The sequence below is a fragment of the Pirellulales bacterium genome (genome assembly GCA_019636335.1).
In the GTDB taxonomy this organism is placed as follows: Bacteria; Planctomycetota; Planctomycetia; order Pirellulales; family JAEUIK01; genus JAHBXR01.
On the sequence record JAHBXR010000006.1, the window covers coordinates 136,189 to 161,944 of the forward strand.

At 63.4% G+C, this 25,756-nt stretch carries 15 protein-coding genes; 2 read left to right on the plus strand and 13 right to left on the minus strand.

The window, feature by feature from the left end:
• Positions 1 to 13: 13 nt before the first annotated feature.
• The 13 genes from KF708_08265 to KF708_08325 all read right to left on the minus strand — a co-directional run bounded on the left by KF708_08265 (position 14) and on the right by KF708_08325 (position 17,762).
• Entirely contained in the window at positions 14 to 454 is a 441-nt protein-coding gene (locus KF708_08265; protein MBX3412667.1) for a cytochrome C oxidase subunit IV family protein, read from the minus strand.
• Positions 455 to 489: 35 nt separating this feature from the next.
• Positions 490 to 1,473 (minus strand): heme-copper oxidase subunit III, encoded by a 984-nt coding sequence (locus KF708_08270; GenBank protein MBX3412668.1) that lies wholly within the window; start codon positions 1,471 to 1,473, stop codon positions 490 to 492.
• 77 nt (positions 1,474 to 1,550) lie between these two features.
• Entirely contained in the window at positions 1,551 to 2,468 is a 918-nt protein-coding gene (gene cyoE, locus KF708_08275; GenBank protein ID MBX3412669.1) for a heme o synthase, read from the minus strand.
• A complete protein-coding gene (locus KF708_08280; GenBank protein ID MBX3412670.1) occupies positions 2,465 to 3,517 on the minus strand; it encodes a COX15/CtaA family protein in 1,053 nt (350 codons plus the stop codon). Before KF708_08280 ends, cyoE begins: the two co-directional genes overlap by 4 nt.
• Positions 3,518 to 3,541: 24 nt before the next feature.
• On the minus strand, positions 3,542 to 5,347 hold the full coding sequence (locus KF708_08285; protein MBX3412671.1) for a cbb3-type cytochrome c oxidase subunit I: 1,806 nt from the start codon (positions 5,345 to 5,347) through the stop codon (positions 3,542 to 3,544).
• 81 nt (positions 5,348 to 5,428) lie between these two features.
• Positions 5,429 to 6,181, minus strand: coding sequence for a cytochrome c oxidase subunit II (gene coxB, locus KF708_08290; protein ID MBX3412672.1), 753 nt, complete (start codon positions 6,179 to 6,181; stop codon positions 5,429 to 5,431).
• A 103-nt stretch (positions 6,182 to 6,284) separates the two neighbouring features.
• Complete coding sequence (locus KF708_08295; protein ID MBX3412673.1) at positions 6,285 to 7,475, minus strand: cytochrome c; 1,191 nt, start codon at positions 7,473 to 7,475, stop codon at positions 6,285 to 6,287.
• A gap of 190 nt (positions 7,476 to 7,665) precedes the next feature.
• Complete coding sequence (locus KF708_08300) at positions 7,666 to 8,589, minus strand: hypothetical protein (protein MBX3412674.1); 924 nt, start codon at positions 8,587 to 8,589, stop codon at positions 7,666 to 7,668.
• 34 nt (positions 8,590 to 8,623) lie between these two features.
• Positions 8,624 to 9,400 (minus strand): methylamine utilization protein, encoded by a 777-nt coding sequence (locus tag KF708_08305; protein ID MBX3412675.1) that lies wholly within the window; start codon positions 9,398 to 9,400, stop codon positions 8,624 to 8,626.
• 250 nt (positions 9,401 to 9,650) lie between these two features.
• Entirely contained in the window at positions 9,651 to 14,132 is a 4,482-nt protein-coding gene (locus KF708_08310; protein MBX3412676.1) for a c-type cytochrome, read from the minus strand.
• A gap of 75 nt (positions 14,133 to 14,207) precedes the next feature.
• Positions 14,208 to 15,530, minus strand: coding sequence for a hypothetical protein (locus KF708_08315; GenBank protein MBX3412677.1), 1,323 nt, complete (start codon positions 15,528 to 15,530; stop codon positions 14,208 to 14,210).
• 193 nt (positions 15,531 to 15,723) lie between these two features.
• Entirely contained in the window at positions 15,724 to 16,497 is a 774-nt protein-coding gene (locus KF708_08320) for a cytochrome b N-terminal domain-containing protein (protein MBX3412678.1), read from the minus strand.
• A 176-nt stretch (positions 16,498 to 16,673) separates the two neighbouring features.
• Positions 16,674 to 17,762 carry a ubiquinol-cytochrome c reductase iron-sulfur subunit gene (locus KF708_08325; protein ID MBX3412679.1) on the minus strand — a complete coding sequence of 363 codons (1,089 nt, stop codon included), beginning with the start codon at positions 17,760 to 17,762 and terminating at the stop codon, positions 16,674 to 16,676.
• A gap of 613 nt (positions 17,763 to 18,375) precedes the next feature.
• Here KF708_08325 and KF708_08330 point away from each other — a divergent pair.
• Both KF708_08330 and KF708_08335 read left to right on the plus strand, forming a co-directional pair.
• On the plus strand, positions 18,376 to 21,711 hold the full coding sequence (locus KF708_08330; GenBank protein ID MBX3412680.1) for a c-type cytochrome: 3,336 nt from the start codon (positions 18,376 to 18,378) through the stop codon (positions 21,709 to 21,711).
• Between the two features lie 376 nt (positions 21,712 to 22,087).
• Positions 22,088 to 25,735: a DUF1553 domain-containing protein gene (locus KF708_08335; protein ID MBX3412681.1), complete on the plus strand. Its 3,648-nt coding sequence runs from the start codon at positions 22,088 to 22,090 to the stop codon at positions 25,733 to 25,735.
• Positions 25,736 to 25,756: the final 21 nt, after the last annotated feature.

Sequence of the window (25,756 nt, forward strand, 5' to 3'; positions counted from 1 at the left end):
GCTCGCGGCGGGCTTACTCGTGATGTTCGCCCGCGTGCTCGGCCGCTTCGTGAGCCCGTTCTACGTTGATCAATTGATTCTGAATCTCGGGCGTGCCGACATGCCGCAGACGGACGTCGGAGTAGTGCCGCATGCGGAGACCGATGTCGGGAATGAGCGCGAGCAACAAGAAGACCGACATGATCGCCGCCGGGATCGTCAGCACGTATTTCCAGCTCGCCTCGTACTTCACGTGCATGAAGAAAAGGATCACGAGCATGGCCTTCGTGCAGGAGACGGCCATCATGAAGGCCCAACCTACCGCCGGCAGATCGCGATAGGGCCACAGTTCCGAATAGGTGAAAAACGAAGCGCCCGTCAACACGCACAAGGCGAGGAAGACATAGACGTATTTTGCCACGCCATGATCGCCATGGTCGTCGTGCGCGTCCGCATGCACTGCGTGGTCCGACATGTTTTTCTCTTTCGATCGAGACGCTCGCGCGCCGCTTAGAACAGGTACAAGAGCGGGAACAGGAAGATCCACACCAGGTCGACGAAGTGCCAGTACAGGCCGATGTTCTCGACCGCCACGGCCGCCGCGACGCCCAGCTTCATGGGGATCATCAAGGCAAACACGAACAAACCGACCGCCACGTGGATGGCGTGGAAGCCCGTGAGCAGAAAATACGTGCTGGCCCACATGTTGCCGCCCGGAATCACGAACGGCATCTTGAGCCAGGGGTGTGCGTCGTTGAGGCCGTGGGCATGATCGGCCTGGCCCGGGATCGGCGCCGGGGCGATACGATCCGAGAGCGCCACCAGGTCGGCCTGCGTGGCATCGGGATTGTTGGCCGCCGCCAGCTCGTTGGCCACCAGCCCGTCGAAGAACTGCTTCTCCTTGGCGAGCAGTTCCTTCTCCTGGGTCAACGCGGCCTGTTCGTCGCCCGAGGCGTTGCTCTCGCGCTGCGCGAGGGCCGTTTCGCGGGCCGTGTATTCGGCACTGATGTCTTGAATGCGCAGTCGCACCGCCGAGGCGTAGTACAGGTCGGGCTTCTCGAAGATGCGGCTGCGTGGCAAGGCCGGATAAATACCGTGCGAGAACTTCGCCTGGTACTCGAACGCCTTGATGCCCAGGAAGAGCGAGCCGAGCACGAACGTGAGCAACATCCAGAAGCGCGCGTTGCCGGTCTTGTTCGCCTTGGCAGCCTCGAGACAGAGCACGATGCTCACGCTCGAGCAGATCAGCACGAACGTGTTGAACGCGCCGATCGGCTCGCTCAGGTGTACCTCGTGCGGCTGCGGCCAGACCGGAGCACCGAATCGCAGCACGATGTACGTGCCGATCAACGCGGCGAAAAACATGATTTCCGTCGAGAGAAACAGCCACATGAACAGCTTGCCGTTGGGCAACGGCAGCGCCGGCTGATACTCCAACTTCAAATGATGCGCGTGGGCGTCATCAGGGGCATGTGCGTGGGCAGCCACAGACATCGGCGTTTACCTGATCCTTCGTCGTTCGGGCTATCTCGGACGTCGCGACCGCCGACAGGCGGCTCGCCAACGGCCAGTTAAATCCAGGGATAAAACAGCGGCACCAACATCAACAACACCAACAGCGCCGGCAGATAAACCAGCGACACCCGCAACAACCGGCGGGCACTCGCCCGGTCGAGCGTCCGCGCGAATCGCAACGAGGCCGCGGCGTACGCGGCCCCCAGCGCTACCGCCACGCTCAAGTAGATCGGCCCCGCCAGTTGCAATACAAAAGGCAACACGCTCACCGGCACCAACGCCAGCGCCGCGGTCACCGCGTGCGCGCCGGCGCGGGGGAGCGTCCCTTCGACGCTGCCGAGCATCTTCAAGCCCGCGCGGGCGTAGTCTTCGCGATAAAGGAAGGCGATCGCCATGAAGTGCGGGAACTGCCACAGATAGACGATCGTGAACAGCGTGGCGGCCGGTAGTCCGATGCGACCTTCGACGGCGGCCCAGCCGATCAGCACCGGCAAGGCGCCCGCCACGGCGCCGACGATGGTATTGAGCGTCGTCCGCGACTTGAGCGGCGTGTAGATACAGACATAGATCACCCAGGTGGCCACGCCCAGCAAGGCCGCGAGCAGGTTCACGGCGGCCAGCAACCAGACGACGCCCGTCAACAAGGTGACCGACCCGAAGGCGATCACCTCGCGCGAACCGAGCCGGCCGGCGGGAAGCGGCCGATCGGCCGTGCGGGCCATTCGCGCGTCGGTCTTCCGCTCGAGCCATTGATTGAACGCACTGGCACTGGCGGCAACGAGCGTCGTGCCGATCAGGGCATGCAGCAGAACGAGGGGGGGGACGTTCGGCCCCCATCCTCCCACGAACGCCCCGACCACCACGGTGACCAGCACGAGCATGGCGATCCGCGGCTTTGTCAACTCGACATAGTCGCGCACGAGCGCCCATCCCTGGCTGCGGCTTGCGTAGCTGGAGACGACCGAGGTACTCATCGCGCCATCCCCCAGGCCGCGCCCAACAGAACGAGCGGCATAGATTCCTTCGTCAACGGACTGGCCGAACGATCGTTGGCCGCGGGGCCGCCCAAGAATCGCCACGTACGAAGCACGGTCAGTACCGCCGTCACCAAAATCAACGAACCCACGGCCACGTGCCCCGTGGTGATCATCGCCTGCCAGGGACCTTCTGCCGTGACGGTATAACCGGCCGCCCAACCACGATCGGCAAACCAGACCGGCCAGCCGTAGTTCGTAATCCACGCACCGGCGCCGAGCAAAAGCTGCACGAGCAGCAGCGGCGCCAGACAAAGCGCCGGACGCGCCACGAACGGCGCCGAGCGTCGCAGCGGCCACGCCAACGCCGCCAGCCGCAGGATGTAGAACGTCAGCACGCAGGCCATCAACAGGTGAAACAGCACCAGCACTTGAAACGTCTGCGCGGTGACTCCGAGCGTCAGGTGACGCAATTGCGCCCCCAACACCAATTGGAAGTAGGCCAATACCGCGGTCAGCAGAGCCGCCAGGCGAAAGCGGTCGATGCGGCCGGCGACGATCGCTCGCGGGGCCGTCTGCCAGCGGACCGAAGTCACCGCAGCCAGGGCCACGCACAAGGCGAAGTAGGCCGGGCCGAAGCAGCCGTGGATCTTCGCCAGCAGGCGTTCGTCCATCAGCACCCGCATGCCCCCCAGGGCGCCTTGCGCCAAGACGGCCACCAGGGCGAGCACGGCCAGCCAACGCACCCACGTGCGACGGTCTCGCATCCACACCGCCACGACCACCGCCATCGTGAGCAGGCCGGCCAGGGCGCCCAGCAGGCGATGGCCATGCTCGATGAACAAATCCCAAGGGCCCAAGAGCCACGTCTGCCAAGGATAGAGAAACAAGTTATAGCCGTACGTCGAAGGCCAGTCGGGCACAGCCATGCCGGCCTCGTACGTGGTGACCAGACCGCCGACCCAGATCAACGGGAAGACCGCGCAAACGAGCGCCACCGCCAGGCGATGCGGCCAGCGACTGATCGGTTGCTCGTGCAGCGTGTTCAACGGATGGTTCTCGACAGCGAGACGTTAGTGGGCGGGCTTCTGCTTCGGGGCGCCCGGCTTCGGCGGAACGTTCTGCGGATAGTAATCCTCGTCGCTTTCCGGCGAGTTGTACTCGTACGGTCCGCGGTAGACGATCGGCTGTGCGTCGAAGTTGCCGTGACCCGGGGGGCTCGGGGCGATCCATTCGAGGCTGTTGGCGTGCCACGGATTGCGGCCGCACTTGGGTCCGAAGAACAAGCTGTAGATGAAGTTCGCCGCGAAGATCAACTGCGCGGCCCCCATGCCCAGAGCACAGATCGTGATGAACTGGTTCATCGGCTGCAGATGGGCGAAGGCCTCGTAGTGATACGGATCGGCCAGGCGGCGGGGGAAGCCACCGGCCCCCAGGATGTGCATCGGGAAGAACGTGCCATTGAAGAAGATGAACGAGAGGAAAAAGTGGACCTTGCCCCAGAACTCGTTCATCGTCCGGCCGAACATCTTGGGGAACCAATAGTAAATGCCGCCGAAGACGCCAAAGGCGGTACCACCGAAGAGCACGTAGTGGATGTGCGCCACGATGAAGTAGGTGTCGTGAATGAAGATGTCGACCGGCGTGGCCGCCATGAAGATGCCCGACAGTCCGCCGATGATGAACATCGCCACGAAACTGAGAGCAAAGAGCATCGAGGTGGTGTACTCGATCTTGCCTCCCCAGATGGTGCCGAGCCAGTTGAAGACCTTAATGGCGCTGGGGAGCGCGATCATCATGGTCGAGACCATGAAGGTCATGCCGAGCGCGGGATTCATGCCCGACATGAACATGTGGTGCCCCCACACGATGAAGCCGAGCCCCGCGATGCCGGCGATCGAGTAGATCATCGGCTTGTAGCCGAAGAGCGGCTTGCGGGCGAAGGTGGTCATAATGTCGGAGACCATGCCCATCGCCGGCAGGATCATGATGTACACGGCCGGGTGGGAATAGAACCAGAACAAGTGCTGCCACAACAGCGGCTGACCGCCCCCCGCCCCTGCCGGCGTGTTGTTGACGATGAGGAACTCGGGAATGAAGAAACCAGTGCCGAGCGTACGATCCATCAACTGCATGAAGCCGACCGCGGTCAGCACCGGCAGGGCGAACGCCTGCAAGAGGGCGGTGATGAACATGCCCCAGATCGTCATCGGCAGGCGGAACATCGTCATGCCGGGAGCGCGCATCTGAATGATGGTAGTCATGTAATTGACCGAGCCCATCATCGACGAAACGCCGACAAACGTGAGGCCCAAGAGCCAGAGCGTCTGCCCCGCTTCGCTGCCCGGTGCCGCGGCTGGCACGGAGGATAAGGGGGGGTACGACGTCCATCCGGCCGCCGCGGCGCCGCCGGTGACGAAGAAGCTGGCCGTCATGCAAATGAAGGCCGGCCACATGAACCAGTAGCTGAGCATGTTCAGCGTCGGAAAGGCCATATCGTCCGCTCCGATCATGAGCGGAATCAGAAAGTTGCCGAACGCGCCGGCCAAGACCGGAATGATCACGAAGAAGATCATCACCGTGGCATGCATGGTGAAGAGCATCGTGTAGAACTCGGGCGCGATCTGCCCCCCTTCGTGGGCAAAGAGCATGCGACCCACGACGGGCATGTCCGACCAGGGCCACGCCAATTGCCAGCGTACGGCCAACGCCAACAGGCCCCCCACGACGAACCAGAGCAGCGTCGAGAAGAGAAATTGAATGCCGATCACCTTGTGATCGAGCGAAAAGACATAGGTTCGCAAGAACCCGGCCGCGTGGCCGTGACCGTGGGCATGCGCCCCTTCAAAATCGTGCGAACCGGCGACCGTGGTGCTCATCGCAAAACCTTTGGACGTTTTCGTTCTTGGAGAGTCGTCGCAGCGAGCGGCCGCGTTGCGTTCCGCGCCGTCAGGCTGTCGCTACTCGGTGGCGTTTTGATTCTGGTAGGTTTCGGCGAGCCACTTCTCGAAGTTCTCGCGCGATTCGACGGTGATCCGCCCCTTCATCTTGTAATGACCCCAGCCGCATAGCTCGGCGCAGACGAGGTCGTACAACCCCGTCTCCTTGGCGCGGAACCACATGTTGATTCGGCTGCCCGGCACGGCGTCCTGCTTCACGCGGAGCGACGGCACGAAGAAATCGTGCAGCACGTCGGCGCTCTCGAGCTCGAGCAAAATCTGCTCGTCGAGCGGAAGGTGCAGATCATTCACGTGGTAGATATCGTCCGACGTCCCCAACTTGCCGTCGGCGCCGGGATATTGCAGACGCCACTCGAACTGGCGTGCGGTAACGCGCACCGTGGGGGCCACGTCGGGCTGATTGATCTTTACTTCCGCCCAGGCGTTCATCTGATACAAGGCGATGAACAGCAGCGTGGCCGCGGGGACGGTCGTCCAGATGATTTCGAGATTGTGGCTCCCGTGCGTGTACGACGCGGTCGAGTCACGGCGAGCATCGCGCTCGTAGCGCCACATGAACCAGACCAGGGCCAACTCGGTCGCGACGAACACGACGCCCGTCAGGATGAGGATGAACAGGAACAGGTGGTCGATCTGATGGCCGTGCTCCGAGATGTCGCGCGGCAACCAATGGTTGTTGTTGGGCGCCCAGACAAAGAGCGCCACGCCCAGGATCGGTACCAGAGCAAAAAAGATGGCCCAAAGTCGTTTCACGTGCTTACTTCCTTCAGAGTTTTTCTTCCGGCTGGCGATGTCGCGTGCGATGACTCGCCCGGGGGGCATCGACAAAGGTCATTCGGCTGGCCGGAATCTCCGCTCAAAGCCGCGGACGATCGAGCGTAATCTGCTCGTCGTGGGCCATGCTTTCGTGGTCGTAGGGGAGCGAAAGTACGTAGTTCACCAGATCCCAGATCTGGTTCGGTTGCAGAACGTTGCCCGCGGCCGGCATGGGCGTGCCCTTGATGCCGGCGTAGACGCGGCGATAGATATCGACCGGCCGCCGGCCGCCGCGGTAGATGCCCAAGCGCAGGTTACGTGGATCGAGTCGCTGCGGGGGCAATCGCCAGAAGACTAGGTTCTCGGCGGTCTTGTCCTTGTTCCAGTCGTCGTACAGTTCCTGACCGCCGTCCCCCAGCCCCGTCGGTCCGTGGCACTTGATGCACTGGGCCGTCTTGCCGTCGCGGAACAACTCCTGGCCGCGCGCGATCGAGGCCGCGAGCTCGGTGTCGGTCTGATGGGGCGGAAGGGCCGCCTGATCGGGAATCACAATCTCGCTCTCCGCGGCGTTCCACGTATCGACCACCGCCATCATCTCCCCCAACAGCGCATCGCGCTCCATCGGGACGGGCTCTTCTTGATCCAGATAGTAACGCAAGCTCAGCTCGGTCTCGCCGCGGTACGACAGATACTTCACGTACTCGACTAGGGCATCGATTTCGTCCTCGGGCAGCAGGCCGAAGCTCGGCATGGCCGAACCCGGAATACCGTTCTGCAGCGTGCGTTTCAGATCTTCGGTCGTCGGCCGAGCCCCCGGTCCGGTCGAAGTGAACTTGAAGATGCCACGGCGGAAGTCGCGCGGATAGGGCTTGAGGAACAACGCCGTGGGACCATCGCCACTGCCGGTGATGCCGTGGCAGTGGACGCAATTCTCGCGGTACAGGCCACGCCGCTTGCCGAGCCGATCGCCGCCGGCCGGACCGGCCGCCAGTTCGAGCTTGCGCAGGTCAAGCCCCGACTCGGGGAAGACGAACGGCGCGTCGGGAGTGCCGAACAAGGCATAGAGCGCCGTGGAGAGGTTTTGCAGGCCTTCCTGCATCCGCTTCTTTTCGTCGACCTCGTCCTCCGATTCTTCGCCCCCCGTGAGGCGGAAGTTGCCGGGATCGACCCCCTCCATGTTCAGCGTGAACTGGGGAACGGGTGCCTGACCGCAACCGGCCGCGAACAGCAGCGACGCCGCCAGGCAGATCGCCGCGACGCCACGCCAACCGGCCAACGACGCAATGCTCATGGTTCTTAACCTAACCCTGGGTGGCTGTCCCCCGCCGCGTGTCGCCACCACGGCAACGACACGTGCAACGGCGCGACCACCGCGCTCCTGATGAAAGTGCGTATCTTCTTGTGTTGCGAATCCACACTCGCCGTGCGGGGGGCACCGCGAGCACTACTCGTCTCGAACGGCCGGCTCCAGGCTGCCCCTGTTACAGCTTGAACGCAGCGGCCGGAATCGAGACCGTCTCCAGATCGAGAACGCCATCGGCGGGAATCGTCCGCTTGAAGCGTCCCTTGTTGTCGGTCAATCCTGGCACGACCAGCTCTCCCTTCGGCCCCCCCGCGGCGCTTTCCTGCCAGAGTTGGAACTCCAACTCCTCGCCCGCGGGAAGTTTGCTGATCGTGAACTTGCCCTCCGCGTCGGTCACCGCGAAGTAAGGATCCTTGCGCGGCAGCACGTAGGCCTTCATCCAGGGATGGATGTTGCACTGCACCGCCACCGGGGTGTCCTGCTGACGGCTGAACTTGAAATCGGCCGAACCGCCACCAGGCAACAACACGTTGGCGCCGGTGTCGGCCGGCGGGCTGATGTTCGTGTTGTGACCGATGGGATCGCTATTCAAGATCTTCAAGTTCTGACCGACCTGAATGCCCGTCACGTGGCTGAGGAACAAGCACTGCTTCTGGTCGAAGGTCACCTCGGCGGGCTCCAACGCGGCCAACTCCTCGTTGACGCGGCCGGCCTTGCGAACATAGACCGCGATGTTCTTGATGCCGTTCGTGGCGCTATCGACGACGACCGCCTCGTTGGGAATCGGCGCCACGTCGCAAACGGCGCCATCCTTCCCCTGCGTGGCCAGCGTGCCCAATTGAGGCACGGCCCCGTCGAAGACAAACGTGCCGGTCAGGTCGCCCCAACCTTCGCCGGTCGCCGCCGCCGCGGCGGGCTCGCCACTCTCGGCGGCCGCTTCGCCAGCGCCGCCGCGAATCTGCTCCGCGACAGAGAGGTCCGGGGGCGGGGCCTGCGACGCCGAGCGGCTGCACCCCCACAACACGGCGGCGCTCAACACCAGGGCGAGCGCCCCGAGCGGACTAGGCCGCTTCCAGTTTCGAGTCGATGACAAGTTACGCATGGCAGTCTTTCTGTCGCGTGCAATCACACGCTTCCTACTTCTTGAACAGGGCGGGCTTGACCTTGATGTCTCCCAGCTTGTTCTCGCCCTTCTTGAGCGTCATGTCGAAGCGACCCTTCTTCCACTCCGGCTTGGCCTCGAGATATCCGGCCTTCTCTTGCCAGACCTGGAACTCGAGCTTCTCACCAGCGGGCAGATTCTTGATCGTGAAGTTGCCATGCTCGTCGCTCACCGCGGTATAGGGATTGTCCCGCGGCAAGACGTAGGCCTTCATCCAGTTGTGGATGTTGCAGCTCACCGGCACCGGCAACAATTGCTTCTTGTTGAACTTGTGCTTGGCGTCGGTCCCCGCCGCGATCAAGGGATTCACTCCCTGGTCGCCCAGCGGCTGCACGTTGCTGTTGTGTCCCACGGGATCGGAGTTGCGCAGGATCAGCGTTTGACCAAGCTGCACCGGCAACACGTGCGGCTCGAAACGGCAGTCCTTGTTGTCGAGCACCACTTCCGGCTCGGGATTCGCCAGATCGGGGTGCGTCTTCACCTTGGCCGAGCGAACGTACACGATCACGTTCGCAATGCCGCCGTCATCCCCCACGACGAGCGACTCGTCGACGAGCGGGTGCTTCCCGCACACTTCCTGATCTTTATTGACGACGAGCTTCGGCGCCACCGGCGGCGGTCCGTCGAACACGAAACGGCCGGTCAAATCGGCCCAATCGTCCGCGGCACGCGCGGCGTCACTCGTGTTGAACGACACGAACACCGACAACGCAACGAGCACAGCAGGTAAAGCAAAGCGAGCGCGACTCATGGCTGAGTACCTCCAGGGCCATCCGCCGGCGTTCCACCTTCCGGCGATAGCGGCGAAGTGGGCGCGCCCGAATCCGATGGCGCGCCGAGATCAACGGCAGGGGGAGCGTTCTCCTCGGTCGCACCGGGAGGCGGCTCCGACGGTTTGCCGCCGCAACCAGGTACGGCGAGCAGGCAGGAAACTAACAAAAGCGAATTGTAGGCGAACCATCGCAGGCGAGCCATCGGGTCATCCTCCGGGCCGTGCAGGGTTACTCGCCACCGCCAGCACCCGCCGCCTGTTCGGGGGGAACCGTGGGGGCCTGAATCAACGGCTTGATCGACGTCTTGCCGGCCAAGAACGAATCGAAGTTCAACAACAGATCCACCACCCCTTCGATCTGATCGAGGCTGGTCCCCGGGAACAACGCCTGATCGGCAGGCTTGTCCTCCGGGAAGTTCACCGGCATGCCGGTGTAAGGCAACAACCGCTTCGGGTTCGCTAGCCAGTTGCGAATGAAGTCGGGCCGCAGCCGCGAGTGGACCTGATTCAAATTGGGCGCCAGCGCCTTCGGGCTGCCCGCGACCTCGAAGTCGCCCACGTTGTGACACTTGATGCAATAGTTGCCGTTCGTGACGATCTTGAGCGCGTCGTCCAGCCGGCCCGGATGCTCCGTCTCCTCGATCGCCAGGTGGCTTTCTTGCGTGCGCGGATCGAACTGGTACGGGAACGAGGCCCCATCCACCGCGGCAAAGTAGTCCACCAGCTTCTGCGCGTCGTCGGGCGACATGTTGAACTTCGGCATCCGCAACACGACCGCCGGACGAATTGGATACGGGTTCTGCAAGAACTCGTACAGCCAGTTCGACTGCACCTTGCGGCCTTCTCCCACCAGCGGCGGCGGCAGCCAGCCCCAGGCTTCCGAATCCTTCACGTTCGGGTTGACCTGTTTTTCTTCTTCCAACACCTGCGGGAAGATCAACCGCGCGAAGTCGCCACCAACCGGGGGACGCTTCGCCGTAATCTGGTCCGCGCCGATCTGGAGATCGGCCCCACCCACCGACCAGACATGACCGTTGATCGGCACATCCTTCCACAGTGTGAAGTAGTAGACGGGGTTGCCGTCGTCGTCTTCGCCTTCGATCGGATTGCCTTCGGCGTCCATCACCGGCATGCCCGATACCGTGGCACTGCCGAGCCCGCGCCGATCGACCTTCTCCGAAGCCGCAAGCTGCGACGGTGGGAAGTGGGGCTTGAGGAACCCGTAGTCGTCAAACGGCAGCGGCGCCTCGAACGTGTGGGGATTGAAGTCGAACTTCCAGGTCTCCATCTCCATCGTGTGGCAGCCGCCGCAGTTGAACTTCTCGAGGACCTGTCGTCCCTCGACGATCGCCTTTTGCCGCGGATTCGGATTGTAGACGTACTGCTTCGCCGGCGGTTCGGCCACCAGGCCCAGCACGAACGTCACCACCGCCTCGATCTCCTCCTGATTGAAGGGGAACTTCGGCATGCGGAGGCGATCGTTGTAGGGCTTGTTCTCCGTCTTGCGGAAGTCGAAGCTGCGCGGTGCGCGAAGCTTCTGCCAGGCAAAGCCCGAGCGATGCTGCGACAACAAGGCATGCATGAAGAAGCCGATGTCCTCGGCCGACGCATCGGCCGCGGGATCGTCGGCCGCCGCGGCACCATGATCGCCCTGCCCTGCCGCCGCGTGCGGGTCGGCCCCATGGCCACCACCGTGACCGGGCGCGGTGCCATGACCGTGCAGGTAAGCGGCAATCTGCTCGAACGCCAGTCGCGACGGATCCTTGCGTCCCCAGTCGGCCAGCCCGGTGCCGATCGGCTTGGCGTCCTCGAAGCCGGGAATGTCGTGGCAACCAAAGCAGCCATACTTGCCGATCGAGCGGCGACCGACATAGGCCAGCTTCTTCTCGAGCGTCATCTGGCCTTCGCCCACGAGGACGATTTCATCCCCCTTCAGGCTGTCGGCGAGACTCTCGGGAATGCCGTTTTCGAGATAGCGTTCGGCCTGAGCCGAGGTGAACGTGCCGGAGAGATACTGGTAGGCCAATTCGTCGAGCGGCGCGGCCAGGCTTTCGACATTCGGCACGTCGACGGTCGCCTCCCACGGCTCCGAGCTGGCCAGCAGGTAACTGGTGATATCGGCCGCCGGATCGGTGACGACTGTCTGGCCGTCCACTTCGCTTGCGATCGGCTCGAGGAACAGGTTCGGCATCACGGTGCGCGTGTGATAGCGATTCGGCTCGCGCACCCAGCTATAGAGCCACTTCTGACCGTCGGGCGTGTTGAGCTTGCCCGCCAGACGCGACAGGTCCGGACCCTGGGTGGCCTCGCCCGCGGGGAACTCGTACTGCTGATGGCAGGCGAGGCAGCCCCGTTGCTCGAAGAGGCGCTTGCCGCGTTCGGGGGAGGGATCTTCCGTCACACCCTCGGGACGAGGCAGGTACTCGAACGGTTGGCTGGCTTGCATCAGGTAGTGCGAGATCGAATAGATTTCGACCGGTTCGTAGAGCTTGGCCGTGGCGAGCCCCGGCGACTCGACCATCACCGGCTTGTCGGTCGGCCGACCATCGGGATCCAGCTCGAAGACGAGGTTCCCTTCGGCGTCGACCTCCTGCAACGGCTCGAGGTGATCCCACAGGCCGAAGAACTTGGGCATCCGCGTCGAAGGACGGAAGTTCTTCGGATCGCGGACCCAGTCGTAGACCCACTTCATGTCCACCTTCGACGCGAGATGTCGCAGGCTGGGGCCGACACGACGCTGCTTGCCGGGAAGCTCATCGTCCGAGCCGAGCATGTTGGCCAGCTTGGCGGCTTCGCGCGTCAGCGGCTTGAGATCCTCGGCCGGCGTTTCAGCTTCTTCGGTCGCCTCCGGTTCTGCACCCTGCTTGGCCTTCTCTTGAGCCTGGATGCGCAGCTTGAGCGACTCGGCCAACAGCTTGCGTGAACGCTCCGACTCGGGATGCTCGACCACCTGGTGGGCAAGCTGCTGTTCTTTCGCGCTCAACGACTGCGTGGCGAGCAACTGCTCGGCAGCCGCAAAGTAATTCGGTTCGGTGCGCAGATCCGGGCCGATTCGCTTTCGCGGACCGTCCCAGCCCAGGATCTCGTGGCAGCCGAAGCAGCCATAGGTGCGAACCAGGTCGTAGCCCTGGGTCACCTTTGGCGCGGGGGGCTCGGGGAAACGCTCGCTCGGCTCGAGATCGGTCACCTCGTGATGGCACTTCAAGCAGGTACTCTCGATGAACCGCTCCGGGTACATCGGGAAGATCCAGTGATGGTTGTCGAACCAACCGTGTTCGTTGCGCCACGCTTCCATCTGGCGCGGCGTATTCGGCGTGTGCGAGGCCCACTGGAAGTCCGTGGCGCTCCCCTGCCCTTCATGGCAAATCGTGCAGCCGAGATCGCCCAGTTTGTGCGGGCTGAGCGAACCGATAAAGAGATCCAAGCGGGGATGCGAGGCAAACGGCTGGCTGACCCCGCGACGCACGACGAGCGGAATCGACTCGCCCCACGTGACCCGGCCGAGCAGATACTCTTCCACCATCCCACGGCTGAGAATCGTCACGTCGCGCACACGGACAATCACATCCCCCGGGAAGAGGCCCGCCATCGCGGCGAGGCTCTGCGGACGCACGACACCCACGGTGACTTCACCGCGCTCGAGCGACGTCTCGGCCAAATCGAGGCCATAAACATCTTCGAGCGTGGGGGGGGCGGGTTCATCCTCGGCATTGCGGCCGACGGGGGCCGGCTTCTCTTCCGGGGTCGCCAGCGAAATCGAGATTTCCTCGGCGGCGACGTACGCCGGATCTGCCGGCGAGCCCGGCATCGTACGCTCGATTCCCTGGTGGCACGTCGTGCAACGATCGAAACGCGCCACGTCGCGGAAATTGTTGTTGATCGTCAGCTTGGGCAGCCAGATCTGGTCGATCTTCAGCGGGCGGCCGAAACCGTCGATGATCGGCATCGACAACAGTTGGTCGGCCCAATTCCAGCGCACGTCCTCGAGCGACTCGTCGAGCCGCTTCACGGCGCCGTCATGATCGGCCAAGGCCTTCGTCGCATCGGTGATCGGCGTGTTGATGCGCGCCACAATCTCGTCGAGTTGCTTGCGGAAGGTGTTCGCCTGCTGGTAATCGACCGTGAGTTGATCGACGCGATTCTTTGCCTTGTTGACCACTTCCTGCATGCGGTCGAGTTCGGGCTGCGGCGCCTCGTGCCCCACGGCGGCCTCATACTGGCTGCGCACCACGTCGAGCTCGGCACGCTGGAACTTCATCTCGCGCGAGGCGTTCTCCTCGCGGACGCGGGCCTTGGCCAGCACGTCGTCGAGCTCAGAAATGAGCGTCGCACGTGTAGCGGGGGTGGGAGCGGCCTCGAGCGCGGCGTAGGCATCGGCGATCGACGCGCTGTTCGCGCCTGGCTGGTTCTCATTCGTCACGCCGACGAACTCGTCGATGTCGCTCTTCGCGGGAACCGATGCCTGAGCCGCAGCGAGCGACTCTTCGAGCTCAAGACGTTTGGCGCCCCATTCGTGCGTCTTTTCGGCCGTGAGGCGCACGTTGTTGGTCCAGGCCTCAACGTCGCGGAAGCGGCGTTGATAGCCCTTCCATTCGCGCGTATGGTCGGCCGCTAGCATCCAGATCGTGCCGGCGAGCATCAAGAATCCGGTCACACCGAAGGCAGTGTGCAACAGCTTTTGATCGCGCCAAGTTTGTTCGTTCGCTGGCATGTTTTGCTAATCAGACGAGAAGGAGCAGGCAACCGCGGTTCGCGGCAGGGACGACACGTTCTCGCACGCTCTCGTTCAGAAGTTCAGGAACCACTCGGGAATGTAGACGATGTATTTCAGGTTGAACGTCCAGCGGAGCAACATCTTCAAGGGCAACGCCGCCATGAACAGCAGCAGGTTGGCCAGAATCATGTAGCGGATGAAACCCATGCGGACGAAAAACTTGCGGAAGACCGTGGCCGCCATGACCGGCGGCAACAGCAGGAAGTAGAGCGCCAGAATGAGGATGCCCGGCGACTCGCGATAGACGATGAACAGCGCCTGGGTCAGAAAGCTCGCCCCCTCGGGGGCCTTCGGCAGGCCCCGATTGAGCGAAATCACCCAGAAGAACTCCGACAGGTTGATGTTGTTGAGCGCCAACACCTTGTGCGGATCCCAGTACTCGAACGGGCCGAAGAAGTTCCAGTTCGGTCCGCGGAGGAACGTCCCCAGTATGATCAGCGTGATCCACAGTTCCAGAAAGCCGATCTGGAACATGATGTAGCTGAACTTGCGTTCCTTGATCGTGTAATAGCCGTTGCCGGCCTTGTTGAAGTCGATGAACGGAATCGCCATCAGGCCGAAGAGCACGAGGCTCGGCAACACCACGCCCGCCATCCAGGGGTCGTAGTAGACGAGCATTTCCTGCAAGCCGAGGAAGTACCAGGGGGCCTTCGACGGGTTCGGCGTTTTCACCGAGCTGGCAGGCTCCTCGAGCGGCGCCTGCAGGGCGATGGCCCAGACGATCAAAAACGCCGTCAGGGCGATCATGCAGATCATCTCGGTGTAGACGAGATCGGGCCATACCAACACCTTCTCGTTGTCGAGCTTCTCGAGCGGCTCGAGCCCCTGCTCGTGCCGGCGATCGTTCTCCACGGCCTTGGCCGTCGCCAGCCAGGTGAAGAAGCCCAGCAGGAACACCAGGCCCACGATCGGCACGTTGTCGGGCTTGGTCACGATCGAGGCGAAGTTGGCGTTCGCCATCGACAGCCCCATCAGCAGCAGGGCCAGATTGAAACCCGTCCATGCCACGACCGGCTTGACGAAGAATTCGCGCCCCAGATAGAGCACGACGAGCACGATCGTCGTGCCGAGCGTGTAAGTCACGGCGCCACTGGCCGCGTCGATGGCATGGCGCACCGCCTCGGGCAAACCGGGCAGCCGGCCGCTGAAGGCCAGCGGGGCCAGCACCAGAAAGGCGGTCGACACGACCAGCCAGACGATCGCCTGACGAATCTTATCCAAGCGCAGCCAGAGATACATCGCCGCCAGCGCGTTCATCACGCTGAGCGACAAGTAGTAGAAGCCGAGGAACCCCTTGATGTCGTTGACAAAGACAGCGGGGTCTGGTCCGTGCATGATATTCTTGCTCGACGCTTGCCGGCCACGAGTCACGCGACCGCTGCGCTCTGGCTGGCTAACTCAATGGATTCCCAACGGCATCCGGCGAGCCGCACCGTAAACCTTTCCGCTTCCCGTCGCCGCTACACGCCGACTCGCGGTCGCCATCTGGCGACCCGCAGCCCGGGCGGACGGCGCCGGTGCGGCAAGCCTACAGCGGGCCGCTGATACCCCCGTCTTTTCGCACCCGCCAGAAGTGGATCGCCAGCAACAGCGCCACGGCCAGCGGAATGCCGATGCAGTGCAACACATAAAAGCGATTCAGCGTCTCTTCGCCCACGAAGCGCGCACCCAGCAGCATGAAGCGCGCGTCCGAGGCATCGCTGATCATGTCGATTCCCTTGACGTTCAAGATGCCCTGCAGCGGACCCTCGTAGCCCAGCACCGGTGTGGCACGAGCCATGTTCGATCCCACCGTGATGGCCCAGATGGCCAACTGATCCCACGGCAGCAGGTAGCCCGTGAACGATAAGAGCAGAGTAAGCAAGAGCAGGATCACCCCCACGACCCAGTTGAATTCGCGCGGAGGTTTATAGCTTCCCGTGAGAAACACACGGTACATGTGCAACCAGACGGTAATCACCATCGCGTGGGCGCCCCAGCGATGGATCTCGCGCAAGATGCCCAGCGACGTCACGTCGCGCAGCGCGAGAATGTCGTTGTAGGCCCATTCGAGCGTGGGCCGGTAGTAGAACATGAGCAGCACGCCGGTGACCGTCTCGACCAGAAACAGGAAGAAGGTCACGCCCCCCATGCACCAGGTGTAGCTGAGGGCGATGCCTTGCTTCTTGATCGAAACGGGATGCAGATGCAGGAAGAAATTCGTCAGCATCACGACGATGCGGTTACGACGGTCTTGCGGCATCGGGTGCCGAAAGATGCTCTTCCAAACCTGACTATTGCGGATCGTCTCGCCGAGGGACATGAGCGGTTGTCGAGTCTTTCAACAAAAAGGGCCTGGGAGGTTCACTACCTGGGTACAACGACCGCGGAAACCGGCGACAGCGGGACTACCGCTCGATCTCGCTTCAACATCCCTGCAAAGGCGGGCTCTCACACTCACAACTCAAAGGTCATCCACACCCCACCTGCTCGACTGGATCAAACCATCACGAAGCAGTTGGGATCTTTCCACTGACCCATTTCTTCCTGGAAAATCCGGCTCTTGTCGATTTCCAACTGGCCATCGTCTGCCAGCCGAATGGCATAACGCTCGAGGGGACGCGGAGCGGGACCCTCGAAGTTGATGCCATCCTTATAAAAACCGCTGCCGTGGCAGGGGCATTTGAATTTCTGTTCACCCTCGAGCCAGTTCGGCGTGCAACCCAGGTGCGTGCAAACCGTGCGCAGGGCGAAGATCTGCTGCTGACCCTGCCACTCGGTGTTCACGACCCAGACCCCGAATTGCGCCTTGAACTTGTCGGCCACCTGGCCGGGTGGGAAGTCATTAGGAAAGCCAACCTTGAAACGGCTCGGCGGCTCGGTCAACACATTGGGGAACGCAAAACGCGCCGCCCCCAACCCCCACAGGCCACTGGTGGCGGCCAACGAGGTAAAGCCCGCTCCCAGGAACGAGCCCAGAATCAAACCGAGAATGCCGCGACGATCGGCATCCGCGGCCGCAGCGCCCTTGCCCGGGGGCTTGCCCACCGCGGCGGGCTTCGCCGGCATGGGGGGCGCCACGAGCGGCGCCTTGGCGGGCTTCTCCTTGGCGACCACTCCCTTTTCAGCAGCCTCGGCCTTCGAAACCGGGCCGGCTTTGTTCGGGTTTCGCGCGGCGGCCAGAATGCTGGCCGTGTCCTTCGCGCCAGCGGCCTTGGCAGGAGCCACCTTCTTTTCCGCCGGCTCCTTCTTCGCCGGAGCAGCCTTGGCGGCCGCGGCGGGGACCTCTTTCTTCGGCGCGGGAGCAGCCGGCTTGGCCGCGCCGGCCGAACCGCCGGAACGCGCCGCCGCCAGAATGTCTTTCACACTGGGACGAGCACCACCCGCGGCCGGCTGGGGGGCCGCCGGCTTCGGCGCCGGCTCGCTGGCCGCTTCTTCAGCAGGCACGGCAGCCGTCGCCTCTTCGACCGGAGCGGACGATTCCTCTGCGGGGGGCGGGCTCGCGGGGGGCTCCGATGCTGCGCCACCATCCGCGCGTCGTGCGGCGGCCAGAATATCCGCCACCGACATCTTTTTCTTGTCTGCCATGCGGCTGACCTTCACTCCACAGCGAGACAATTACCAGTACATTTCACCGCCGGGCATGAATTCCCCCGCAGTGCCGTACCGAAGGCGAACATCCCTGGCCGACCACTCCCTCGGCAGCAAGCCAATATGCCACAACAAGTTGCGCTGTTTGATAGCACTTACGGCGCGACACTGTGACAAATTTCACAAACTCGCCTTATCCTTTTTATCCGAACCAGTCGAGAAGTCAACCACACTTTGGGCGATCGATGCCCCTCCTCTTTGCAACGCCTGACCACGCGACTCCGCCGACACGTCTCGCTGCTGCGCTCAGTAAATTCGTGTCGCGCGTTGGGCGAGATTTGCGCTGCGACTGCTCCTCCCAAGACTCGGATGCGAACGCCTTGCCGCGACCACTCGTCAGGCATTCAGCGACCGGTCGACTTCTTCGAAGACGACTGTTGTACTTTGTTGGTGCCGCCTGCGTAAGCTGGTAGCCTGACCAACGGAAGCGAAACCTGATCGCGCTGCGACCAGGTTCGAATCGCACCCGCCTCGTGCGGCGTGACTTGTCGCCCGCCTGCTGTACTTACCTGCCTTCTTGCGCTCACGCGTTCTATCGGAGTTCTCGTCGATGATCGGCTCTCGATCGGTCCGCCTGTTGGGACTTGCTGCGCTATCGCTTGCCGTTGCCCTGCTGATCCTTCCCGTGCTCGAGTCGGGCGCGGACGAAGCCAAACCTGAGCCGAGCGCCGAGCAATTGCTGACGCCGCAACCGCGTCCGGCCCGCCCTGCCCTGCCCCCCAGCGTATTGCCGCTGAAGCTGACCAAGGGCGAACGTGTCGCGCTGGTGGGCAACTCGACGGCCGAACGGATGAATCTCTTCGGTCACTTCGAAACGTTGCTTCACTCGCGCTTCCCCGAGCTCGAGTTGGTGGTGCGCAACTTCGCCCGCCCCGCCGATGAAGTCTCGGTTCGCCAACGTCCCAGCGATTACCACAAGCTCGACGATCCGATCGCGGCCTTTTCGGCCGATACGTATCTGCTCTTCTTCGGTTTCAATGAATCGTTCGCCGGACCTGAGGGAGTGGAAAAGTTTCAGGCCGATTACGAACGTCTGCTCGACGAGCTGGCGCAGAAATATCCGCGCGACGACACAGGCGCCACGCCGCGCTTCGTCATCGTTTCGCCGATCGCCTTCGAAGCGCCCGCCGATCGACTGCTGCCCGACGGCACACGAGAAAACGAGCATCTGCGTCTCTATCGCGACGCGGCGGCCGCCGTGACGAAAAAGCGCAACCTGGCCTTCGTCGACGTTTTCGACTCGACCCATCAGCTTTTCGCCGCCGAGCCCGGCCTGCAATTCACGGTCAATGGCGCGCACGTGAACGAGGCGGGCGATCGTGCCGTCGCCGAAGTGCTCGATCGCGCCCTCTTCGGTGGCGACCATCCAGCCGAGATTGGCTCACCCGCATTCGAGGCGCTACGCGCGGCGGTGAACGACAAGTCCTGGATCCACCTGCAAGACTACCGCATGCTCAACGGCTGGTACGTCTACGGCGGACGACGCACGTGGGATACCGAGACCTTCCCGCGCGAGTACGCCAAGATTCGCAAGATGGCCGAAGTGCGCGATCGCTACGTGAGCGACCTGGCACAAGGCAAAACGGTTTCAGCCGCTCCCGATGACGGCAATACCGGCGAGCTCTTCACTCCCGCGACGCGCTTCGGCGAACCGCGGCAGAAGTATTCCGAAGCGGACGAGTTGCGCTACCTCTCGCCCGATGAACTTATCGAGTCCTGCACGGTGCCCGAAGGTTTTGAAATCAAGCTTTTCGCCGACGAGAAGCAGTTCCCCGAACTGGCCAAGCCGGTGCAGATGTCGTTCGACAACAAGGGACGGCTCTGGGTTTCGACAATGCCCAGCTATCCGCAGTGGAAGCCGGGCGATCCGAAGCCGGCCGACAAGCTGCTCATTCTCGAGGATACCGACGGCGACGGACGCGCCGACTACTGCCAGACGTTCTACGACAAGCTCCACTGCCCGACCGGCTTCGACTTCTTCAACGGCGGCGTGCTCGTCGTCGATCAGCCGCGGTTGATCTGGCTCAAGGACCACGATGGTGACGATCGTGCGGATGAAGTCGTCCACCTGTACGACGGTTTCGCCACCGACGACACGCATCATACGGTGGGCTCGTTCGAGACGAATCACGGCGGCCTGCTGCACATGCTCGAAGGCATCGCCATGAGCACGACCGTCGAGACTCCCTGGGGTCCGTTCCGTAATTTCGGCACGGGGGGCGCCTACGTGCTCGACCCGGCCGCGCATCGTCTCTCGCACTACATCACGCCCGGCTACGGCAACCCCTGGTGCTACATCTTCGACGAGTGGGGACAAGGCATCGTCGGCGACGGCACCGGCGCTGTGCAGCACTGGGACACGCCGCTGTCGGGCGCGCAGCGTGGCCAACGTCAGGGATTGAAGCCGATCTTCAACAACGAGGGCATGCGTCCCTGCATCGGCAGCGAATTCCTGGTCACGCGACAGTTTCCCGACGACGTGCAGAAGCAATTCATCTATGCCTGCGTGATCAACATGAACGGCCTGCCGCGGTTCGAGATCCACGACGACGGCGCCGGCTTCGACGGCAGCCGTCTAAAGATGGCCGACGGTCAGCCCGACGATTTGATTCGCTCGACCGACAAGCATTTCCGCCCGGTCGATCCACAGATCGGACCCGATGGCGCGTTGTGGTTTGGCGATTGGGCGAACGCGCTCATCGGCCACATGCAGTACTCGCAACGCGATCCGAATCGCGATCACCAGCGCGGCCGGATCTATCGCCTGGTGGCAAAGGCTCGACCACTGGTCGAGCCGGTGACGCAAGCCGGCAAGCCAGTGCCGGAACTGCTCGAACAGCTTCGCACCTACGAATGGCGCACGCGCGAACGGGCACGCCGCGAACTGCGCGATCGCCCGACAGAGGAAGTCCTATCGGCCGTAACGAGTTGGGCCGCGGGACTCGATCCCAAAGATCCCGCGCACGACCGGCTGTTGACCGAGGCGCTGTGGATTCAGCAGGCGCATCATTCGATCGACGCGGCGACGATGGAACAGGTGCTGGCGCTTCCCAGCTTCCAGGCCCGAGCCGCGGCAACGCGCGTGGCGGCGGATAGCTTGCCCGACTCGTTTGGCATTCTGGCACGCATGTCGCAGGACGAGCATCCGCGCGTCCGTACTGAGGCGGTTCGCGGTTTGAGCTTTATTTCGACACCAGAGTCGGTGCAGATGCTGCTGGATACGGCCAAGCTGCCGCTCGACTACTGGACGCGCTACACGCTCGAACACGCGCTCTCCGCCAATGAGAACGTCTGGCGGCAACCGTTTCTCACGGGCCAAATCGCCAGCGACAATCCGACGGGGCAGGAACTGCTCGCGCACATCCTCTCGCAATCGAAGGCCGGCGGCGAGGCGCTCCCCTATCTGCGCAACCTGCTCGGCCAGGAGACGCAGCCCGACGAGGTACGCAACAAGTCGATGCAGGCCCTGGCCGACATGCAAGGAGACGCGAACAACGGGCGGCAGGTCTTCCTGCGCACCTGTACGGCCTGCCACAAAATCGGCCACGACGGTCGCGAGTACGGGCCCGACCTATCTCAGGTAGGAAAAAAGCTCTCCAAATTAAAACTCGTCGAATCGCTGATCGACCCGAACGCCGAGGTGGACGCCAAGTACAACTCAACGGCGGTCGCCACGAGCGACGGGCGCATCATCACCGGCCTGCTCTCCCAGGAGACGGAAACGGAACTGGTGATCTTCGACGGCAAAGACGCCGTGACGATCAAGAAGGCGGACATCGACCAGCGCGAAACGCTCAAGCAAAGCAGCATGCCCGAGGGATTGGCCGGCTCGCTGGCGCCGGTCGAGGTGCTGGACGTGGTGGAGTATCTGTCGGGGTTGAAGTAATGTGCGATATGACACAGTGGCCGAAAGCACGGCTGTTGCGCGACAATCTCGGTGTCTTGGAATTACAAGAGGTCGTGTGAGTTGTTGCCACGCGAACTCACTGGAAGAGCCCTCCACCCTCCTCTTGTTGCTGCGCAACACCGACGATTCGGCGACTCAGGCCGCCTAAGTTGCTAATCCACTGCGCCGATTCGTCGGTGCTACCAACGTTGAATTGCAGCTCATTAGCCTGCCTGACACGGCTGGCGGCACACACGGACTGACCTTTTTCTCGCGGTTCCGTGTTATACTGGCGGCTTGGCCCTCCCCTGCCCTGGCACCGCACCTGGCGGCCGGGTACCTGCCTCGAAGAAATCGCCACTCCCGAGGACGCGCGATGCCCATCGCCCGCCACTTCAACCATGCCTTGGCAAGTCTCCGTTATCCGCCACGCACGCCCTTGCGCCTTCGCGGCCTTTGCGTCTTTGCGTTAAAAACGTTCGCTTTGCCGTTGTTGGTTGCGCTGGTAGCAAGAGAGTCGGCCGAAAGTGCCCGAGCCGACGATACCCCACAGCCACGGAAGCTCGAGTTCAGCCGCGATATTCGTCCGATCCTCTCGAACAAGTGCTTTACCTGCCACGGTCCCGATGCCGGGCAGCGTCAGGCCGGCTTGCGACTGGACCTGCGCGACGACGCGCTCGCCGAGCTCCCCTCAGGCGATCATGCCCTCGTGCCGGGCAATCTCGAGGCCAGCACCCTCGTGGCCCGCATCTCGGCCGAGGATGAAACGATGCGCATGCCTCCGGCCGACACGGGCAAACCCCTCACGGCCGAGGAAGTGGCCCTGCTCAAACGTTGGGTCGCCGAGGGAGCCCGCTGGGGCGAACACTGGGCCTTCGTCGCGCCGCAGCGTCCCGAGCTACCGGCGGTGAAGCTCACCGACTGGCCGCGCAATCCAATCGACCATTTCGTGCTCGCCCGGCTCGAAGAAGAACAACTGCAACCGGCGCCCGAGGCGGATCGTGCGTCGCTCCTGCGCCGCCTGACGTTCGACCTGACGGGACTGCCGCCGACGCCGCAGGAAGTCCGCGCGTTTCAGCTCGACAACAGCCCGCAGGCCTACGAGAAGGTCGTCGAACGCTTGCTCGCCTCGCCCCACTACGGCGAGCACATGGCGCGTCACTGGCTCGATGCCGCCCGCTATGGCGACACGCACGGGCTGCACCTCGACAACGAACGCTCGATCTGGCCCTATCGCGATTGGGTCATCGACGCCTTTCAACGCAATATGCCCTTCGACCGGTTCACCGTCGAGCAACTGGCGGGAGACTTGCTGCCCAACCGCACGCTCGAGCAGCAGATCGCCACCGGCTTCAATCGCTGCAACGTGACGACGAGTGAAGGGGGCTCGATCGATGCCGAGTACCTCGTGCGCTACGCGGTCGATCGCGTCGAGACGACGTCGACCGTGTGGATGGGGCTGACCCTGGGCTGCGCCGTCTGCCACGATCACAAGTACGACCCCTTCACGCAGCACGAGTTCTATCAGCTCTTTGCCTACTTCAATAGCCAGACGGAACGCGCGATGGACGGCAACGCCCTATCGCCTCCCCCGGTGGTGCGCGTCCCCAGCGGCGAGCTGCGTGAGCAGATCGCCAAGCTCGATCAACAGATCGCCGCCGCCCAGACAAAACTCGCGGCACTCGAGCCGGAGGCGCAGCAAGCGCAAGTCGCCTGGGAGAGCGAACACTCGGCCAAGCTCGCCGGGCAATGGCAGATCCTGCAGCCGCGCGAGATGGCCTCGACCGGTGGTTCGACGCTGCGCAAGCTGGAAGACGATTCGATCCTGGTCGAAGGAGAGAACCCGGCGGTCGACGTCTACGAAATCACGGCCGACACCGATCTGGCCGACATCACCGCCGTGCGGCTCGAGGCCCTCACCGATGCGAGTCTCGTCAACAACGGGCCGGGGCGCTCGTCGAACTCGAACTTCGTGCTGACGGAATTCGAGCTCGAAGCCGTCTCGCTCGCCGATCCGGCGCAGGTCTGGCCGGTGACGTTCGTCGCCGCACAAGCCGACTTCTCGCAAAAGACCGATGGCGGCGATTATCACATTTCCAAGGCGATCGACGGCAACCGCGACGCCACGAACGGTTGGGCCATCGCGGGCTACGAGCGTCACGAGCCGCGCAGCGCCGTCTTCGTGCCGGCCGAGCCGATCGGCTTCGAGAAAGGGACGGCGCTCCGCTTCCGCCTGCGGCACGAGTCGCAATTCGCGCAGCATGGGATCGGCCGTTTTCGGCTGGCCGTCTCGCGCGATCCGGCCTTGCGCGCCACGTCGCTGGGCCCGTGGCATTCGATCGGTCCCTTCACGGCGCCGAACGGCAGCCGCGCGTTCAAGAAAATCTACCCACCCGAAAACGGCGTCGATCTGCAAGCCAGGTACGAATCGGATCAACTCGTCTGGCGCGAGCGGACCGATCTCGCCGATGGCGTGCCGCATGGGTTGCCGGGCGAATCGTGTGCGACCTATCTCTACCGCACGATTCACGCCCCGGAGGCTCGCAAGCTCGACGTCGTGCTCGGCTCGGACGACGCCGTGAAGGTGTGGCTCAACGGCAAGAACGTCCACTCGAAGAACGTCGAGCGTGGCCTCAAGGCGGACGAAGACCGCCTTACGCTCGATCTGCCCGCGGGCGAAAGTCAACTGCTCGTCAAGGTGGTGAACTACAGCGGCGCGTATGCGTTCGCGTTCCAGTCGCTCGAGCAGGCCAGCGGCGGCGAGGCACTGGCGCTCGCCACGATCTTCTCGAAGCCGGCCGGCGAGCGCAGCGAGGACGACCGCCGACGGCTGGCCGAGTATTTCCGTGCCACGTTGGCTCCCGAGTGGAAGGCGGCCACCGACACCCTCGCCGCGCTACGCACAGAACGCGACAAGCTGGAACAGACGGCCCCCACCTCGCTCGTCATGCAAGAAATGGACGCGCCGCGCGACTCGTTCGTGCTCGTTCGCGGCGCGTACGACAAGCCGGGGGACAAGGTGCAACCCGGCGTGCCCGCTTCGTTGCCGCCGCTGCCCGAAGGAGCGCCGGCCAACCGGCTGGCGCTGGCGCAGTGGCTGGTCGATCCGGCGCATCCCTTGACGTCGCGCGTCACGTTGAACCGCCTGTGGCAGCAGTTCTATGGCGCTGGGATCGTCCGCACGCCGGAAGATTTCGGTTCGCAAGGGGAGTGGCCGACGCATCCCGAGCTGCTCGACTGGCTGGCGACCGAGTTCATTGCCGATGGCTGGGACGTGCAGCAGATGGTGCGACTGATGGTCAACTCGGCCACCTATCGGCAGACGTCGCATGTCGGCAGCGAGGCCTACGCGCACGATCGCGAAAATCGCTTGTTGAGCCGCGGCTCGCGTTTCCGTCTCGACGCGGAAGTCGTGCGCGACAATGCCCTGGCGCTCGGTGGGTTGCTCGTCCCGCAGGTGGGCGGTCCGAGCGTGAAGCCCTATCAGCCACCGGGCATCTGGGAAGCGGTGGGCTACCCCACGAGCAATACGGCCAAGTTCGTGCAAGACCACGACGACAAGCTCTATCGGCGGAGCATGTATACGTTCTGGAAGCGGACGGCGCCGCCGGCCTCGATGGCGACGTTCGACGCCCCCTCGCGCGAGGCCTGTACCGTGCGCCGGGCGCGGACCAACACGCCCCTGCAGGCGCTCGCACTATTGAACGACGTGCAGTTTGTCGAAGCGGCGCGGCATTTCGCCGAGCGCATCGTGCGCGAAGGAGGCGCCACCCCGACGAGCCGGATCGAATGGGCCTTCCAACTCGGCACGTCGCGCGCGCCGAGCTCCAGCGAGATCGGGGTGCTGCTCGCCGCCTACCAAGACCACCTGGCGACCTACCAGGCGGACGAAGCGGCCGCTGTCGCGTTGCTCTCCGTCGGCGAATCGAAGCGCGATGAAACGCTCCCTGCGGCCGAGCTCGCCGCCTGGACGATGGTAGCCAGCACGATTATGAACCTGGATGAAACGGTGACGCGGCCCTGAAGCAACGGATCACGAGTCGCT

Coding starts and splice junctions, on each gene's coding strand:
- KF708_08265 (MBX3412667.1), bottom strand. CDS start 454: ATGTCGGACCACGCAGTGCATGCGGACGCGCACGACGACCATGGCGAT.
- KF708_08270 (MBX3412668.1), bottom strand. CDS start 1,473: ATGTCTGTGGCTGCCCACGCACATGCCCCTGATGACGCCCACGCGCAT.
- cyoE (MBX3412669.1), bottom strand. CDS start 2,468: ATGAGTACCTCGGTCGTCTCCAGCTACGCAAGCCGCAGCCAGGGATGG.
- KF708_08285 (MBX3412671.1), bottom strand. CDS start 5,347: ATGAGCACCACGGTCGCCGGTTCGCACGATTTTGAAGGGGCGCATGCC.
- KF708_08295 (MBX3412673.1), bottom strand. CDS start 7,475: ATGAGCATTGCGTCGTTGGCCGGTTGGCGTGGCGTCGCGGCGATCTGC.
- KF708_08300 (MBX3412674.1), bottom strand. CDS start 8,589: ATGCGTAACTTGTCATCGACTCGAAACTGGAAGCGGCCTAGTCCGCTC.
- KF708_08305 (MBX3412675.1), bottom strand. CDS start 9,400: ATGAGTCGCGCTCGCTTTGCTTTACCTGCTGTGCTCGTTGCGTTGTCG.
- KF708_08310 (MBX3412676.1), bottom strand. CDS start 14,132: ATGCCAGCGAACGAACAAACTTGGCGCGATCAAAAGCTGTTGCACACT.
- KF708_08315 (MBX3412677.1), bottom strand. CDS start 15,530: ATGCACGGACCAGACCCCGCTGTCTTTGTCAACGACATCAAGGGGTTC.
- KF708_08320 (MBX3412678.1), bottom strand. CDS start 16,497: ATGTCCCTCGGCGAGACGATCCGCAATAGTCAGGTTTGGAAGAGCATC.
- KF708_08325 (MBX3412679.1), bottom strand. CDS start 17,762: ATGGCAGACAAGAAAAAGATGTCGGTGGCGGATATTCTGGCCGCCGCA.
- KF708_08330 (MBX3412680.1), top strand. CDS start 18,376: ATGATCGGCTCTCGATCGGTCCGCCTGTTGGGACTTGCTGCGCTATCG.
- KF708_08335 (MBX3412681.1), top strand. CDS start 22,088: ATGCCCATCGCCCGCCACTTCAACCATGCCTTGGCAAGTCTCCGTTAT.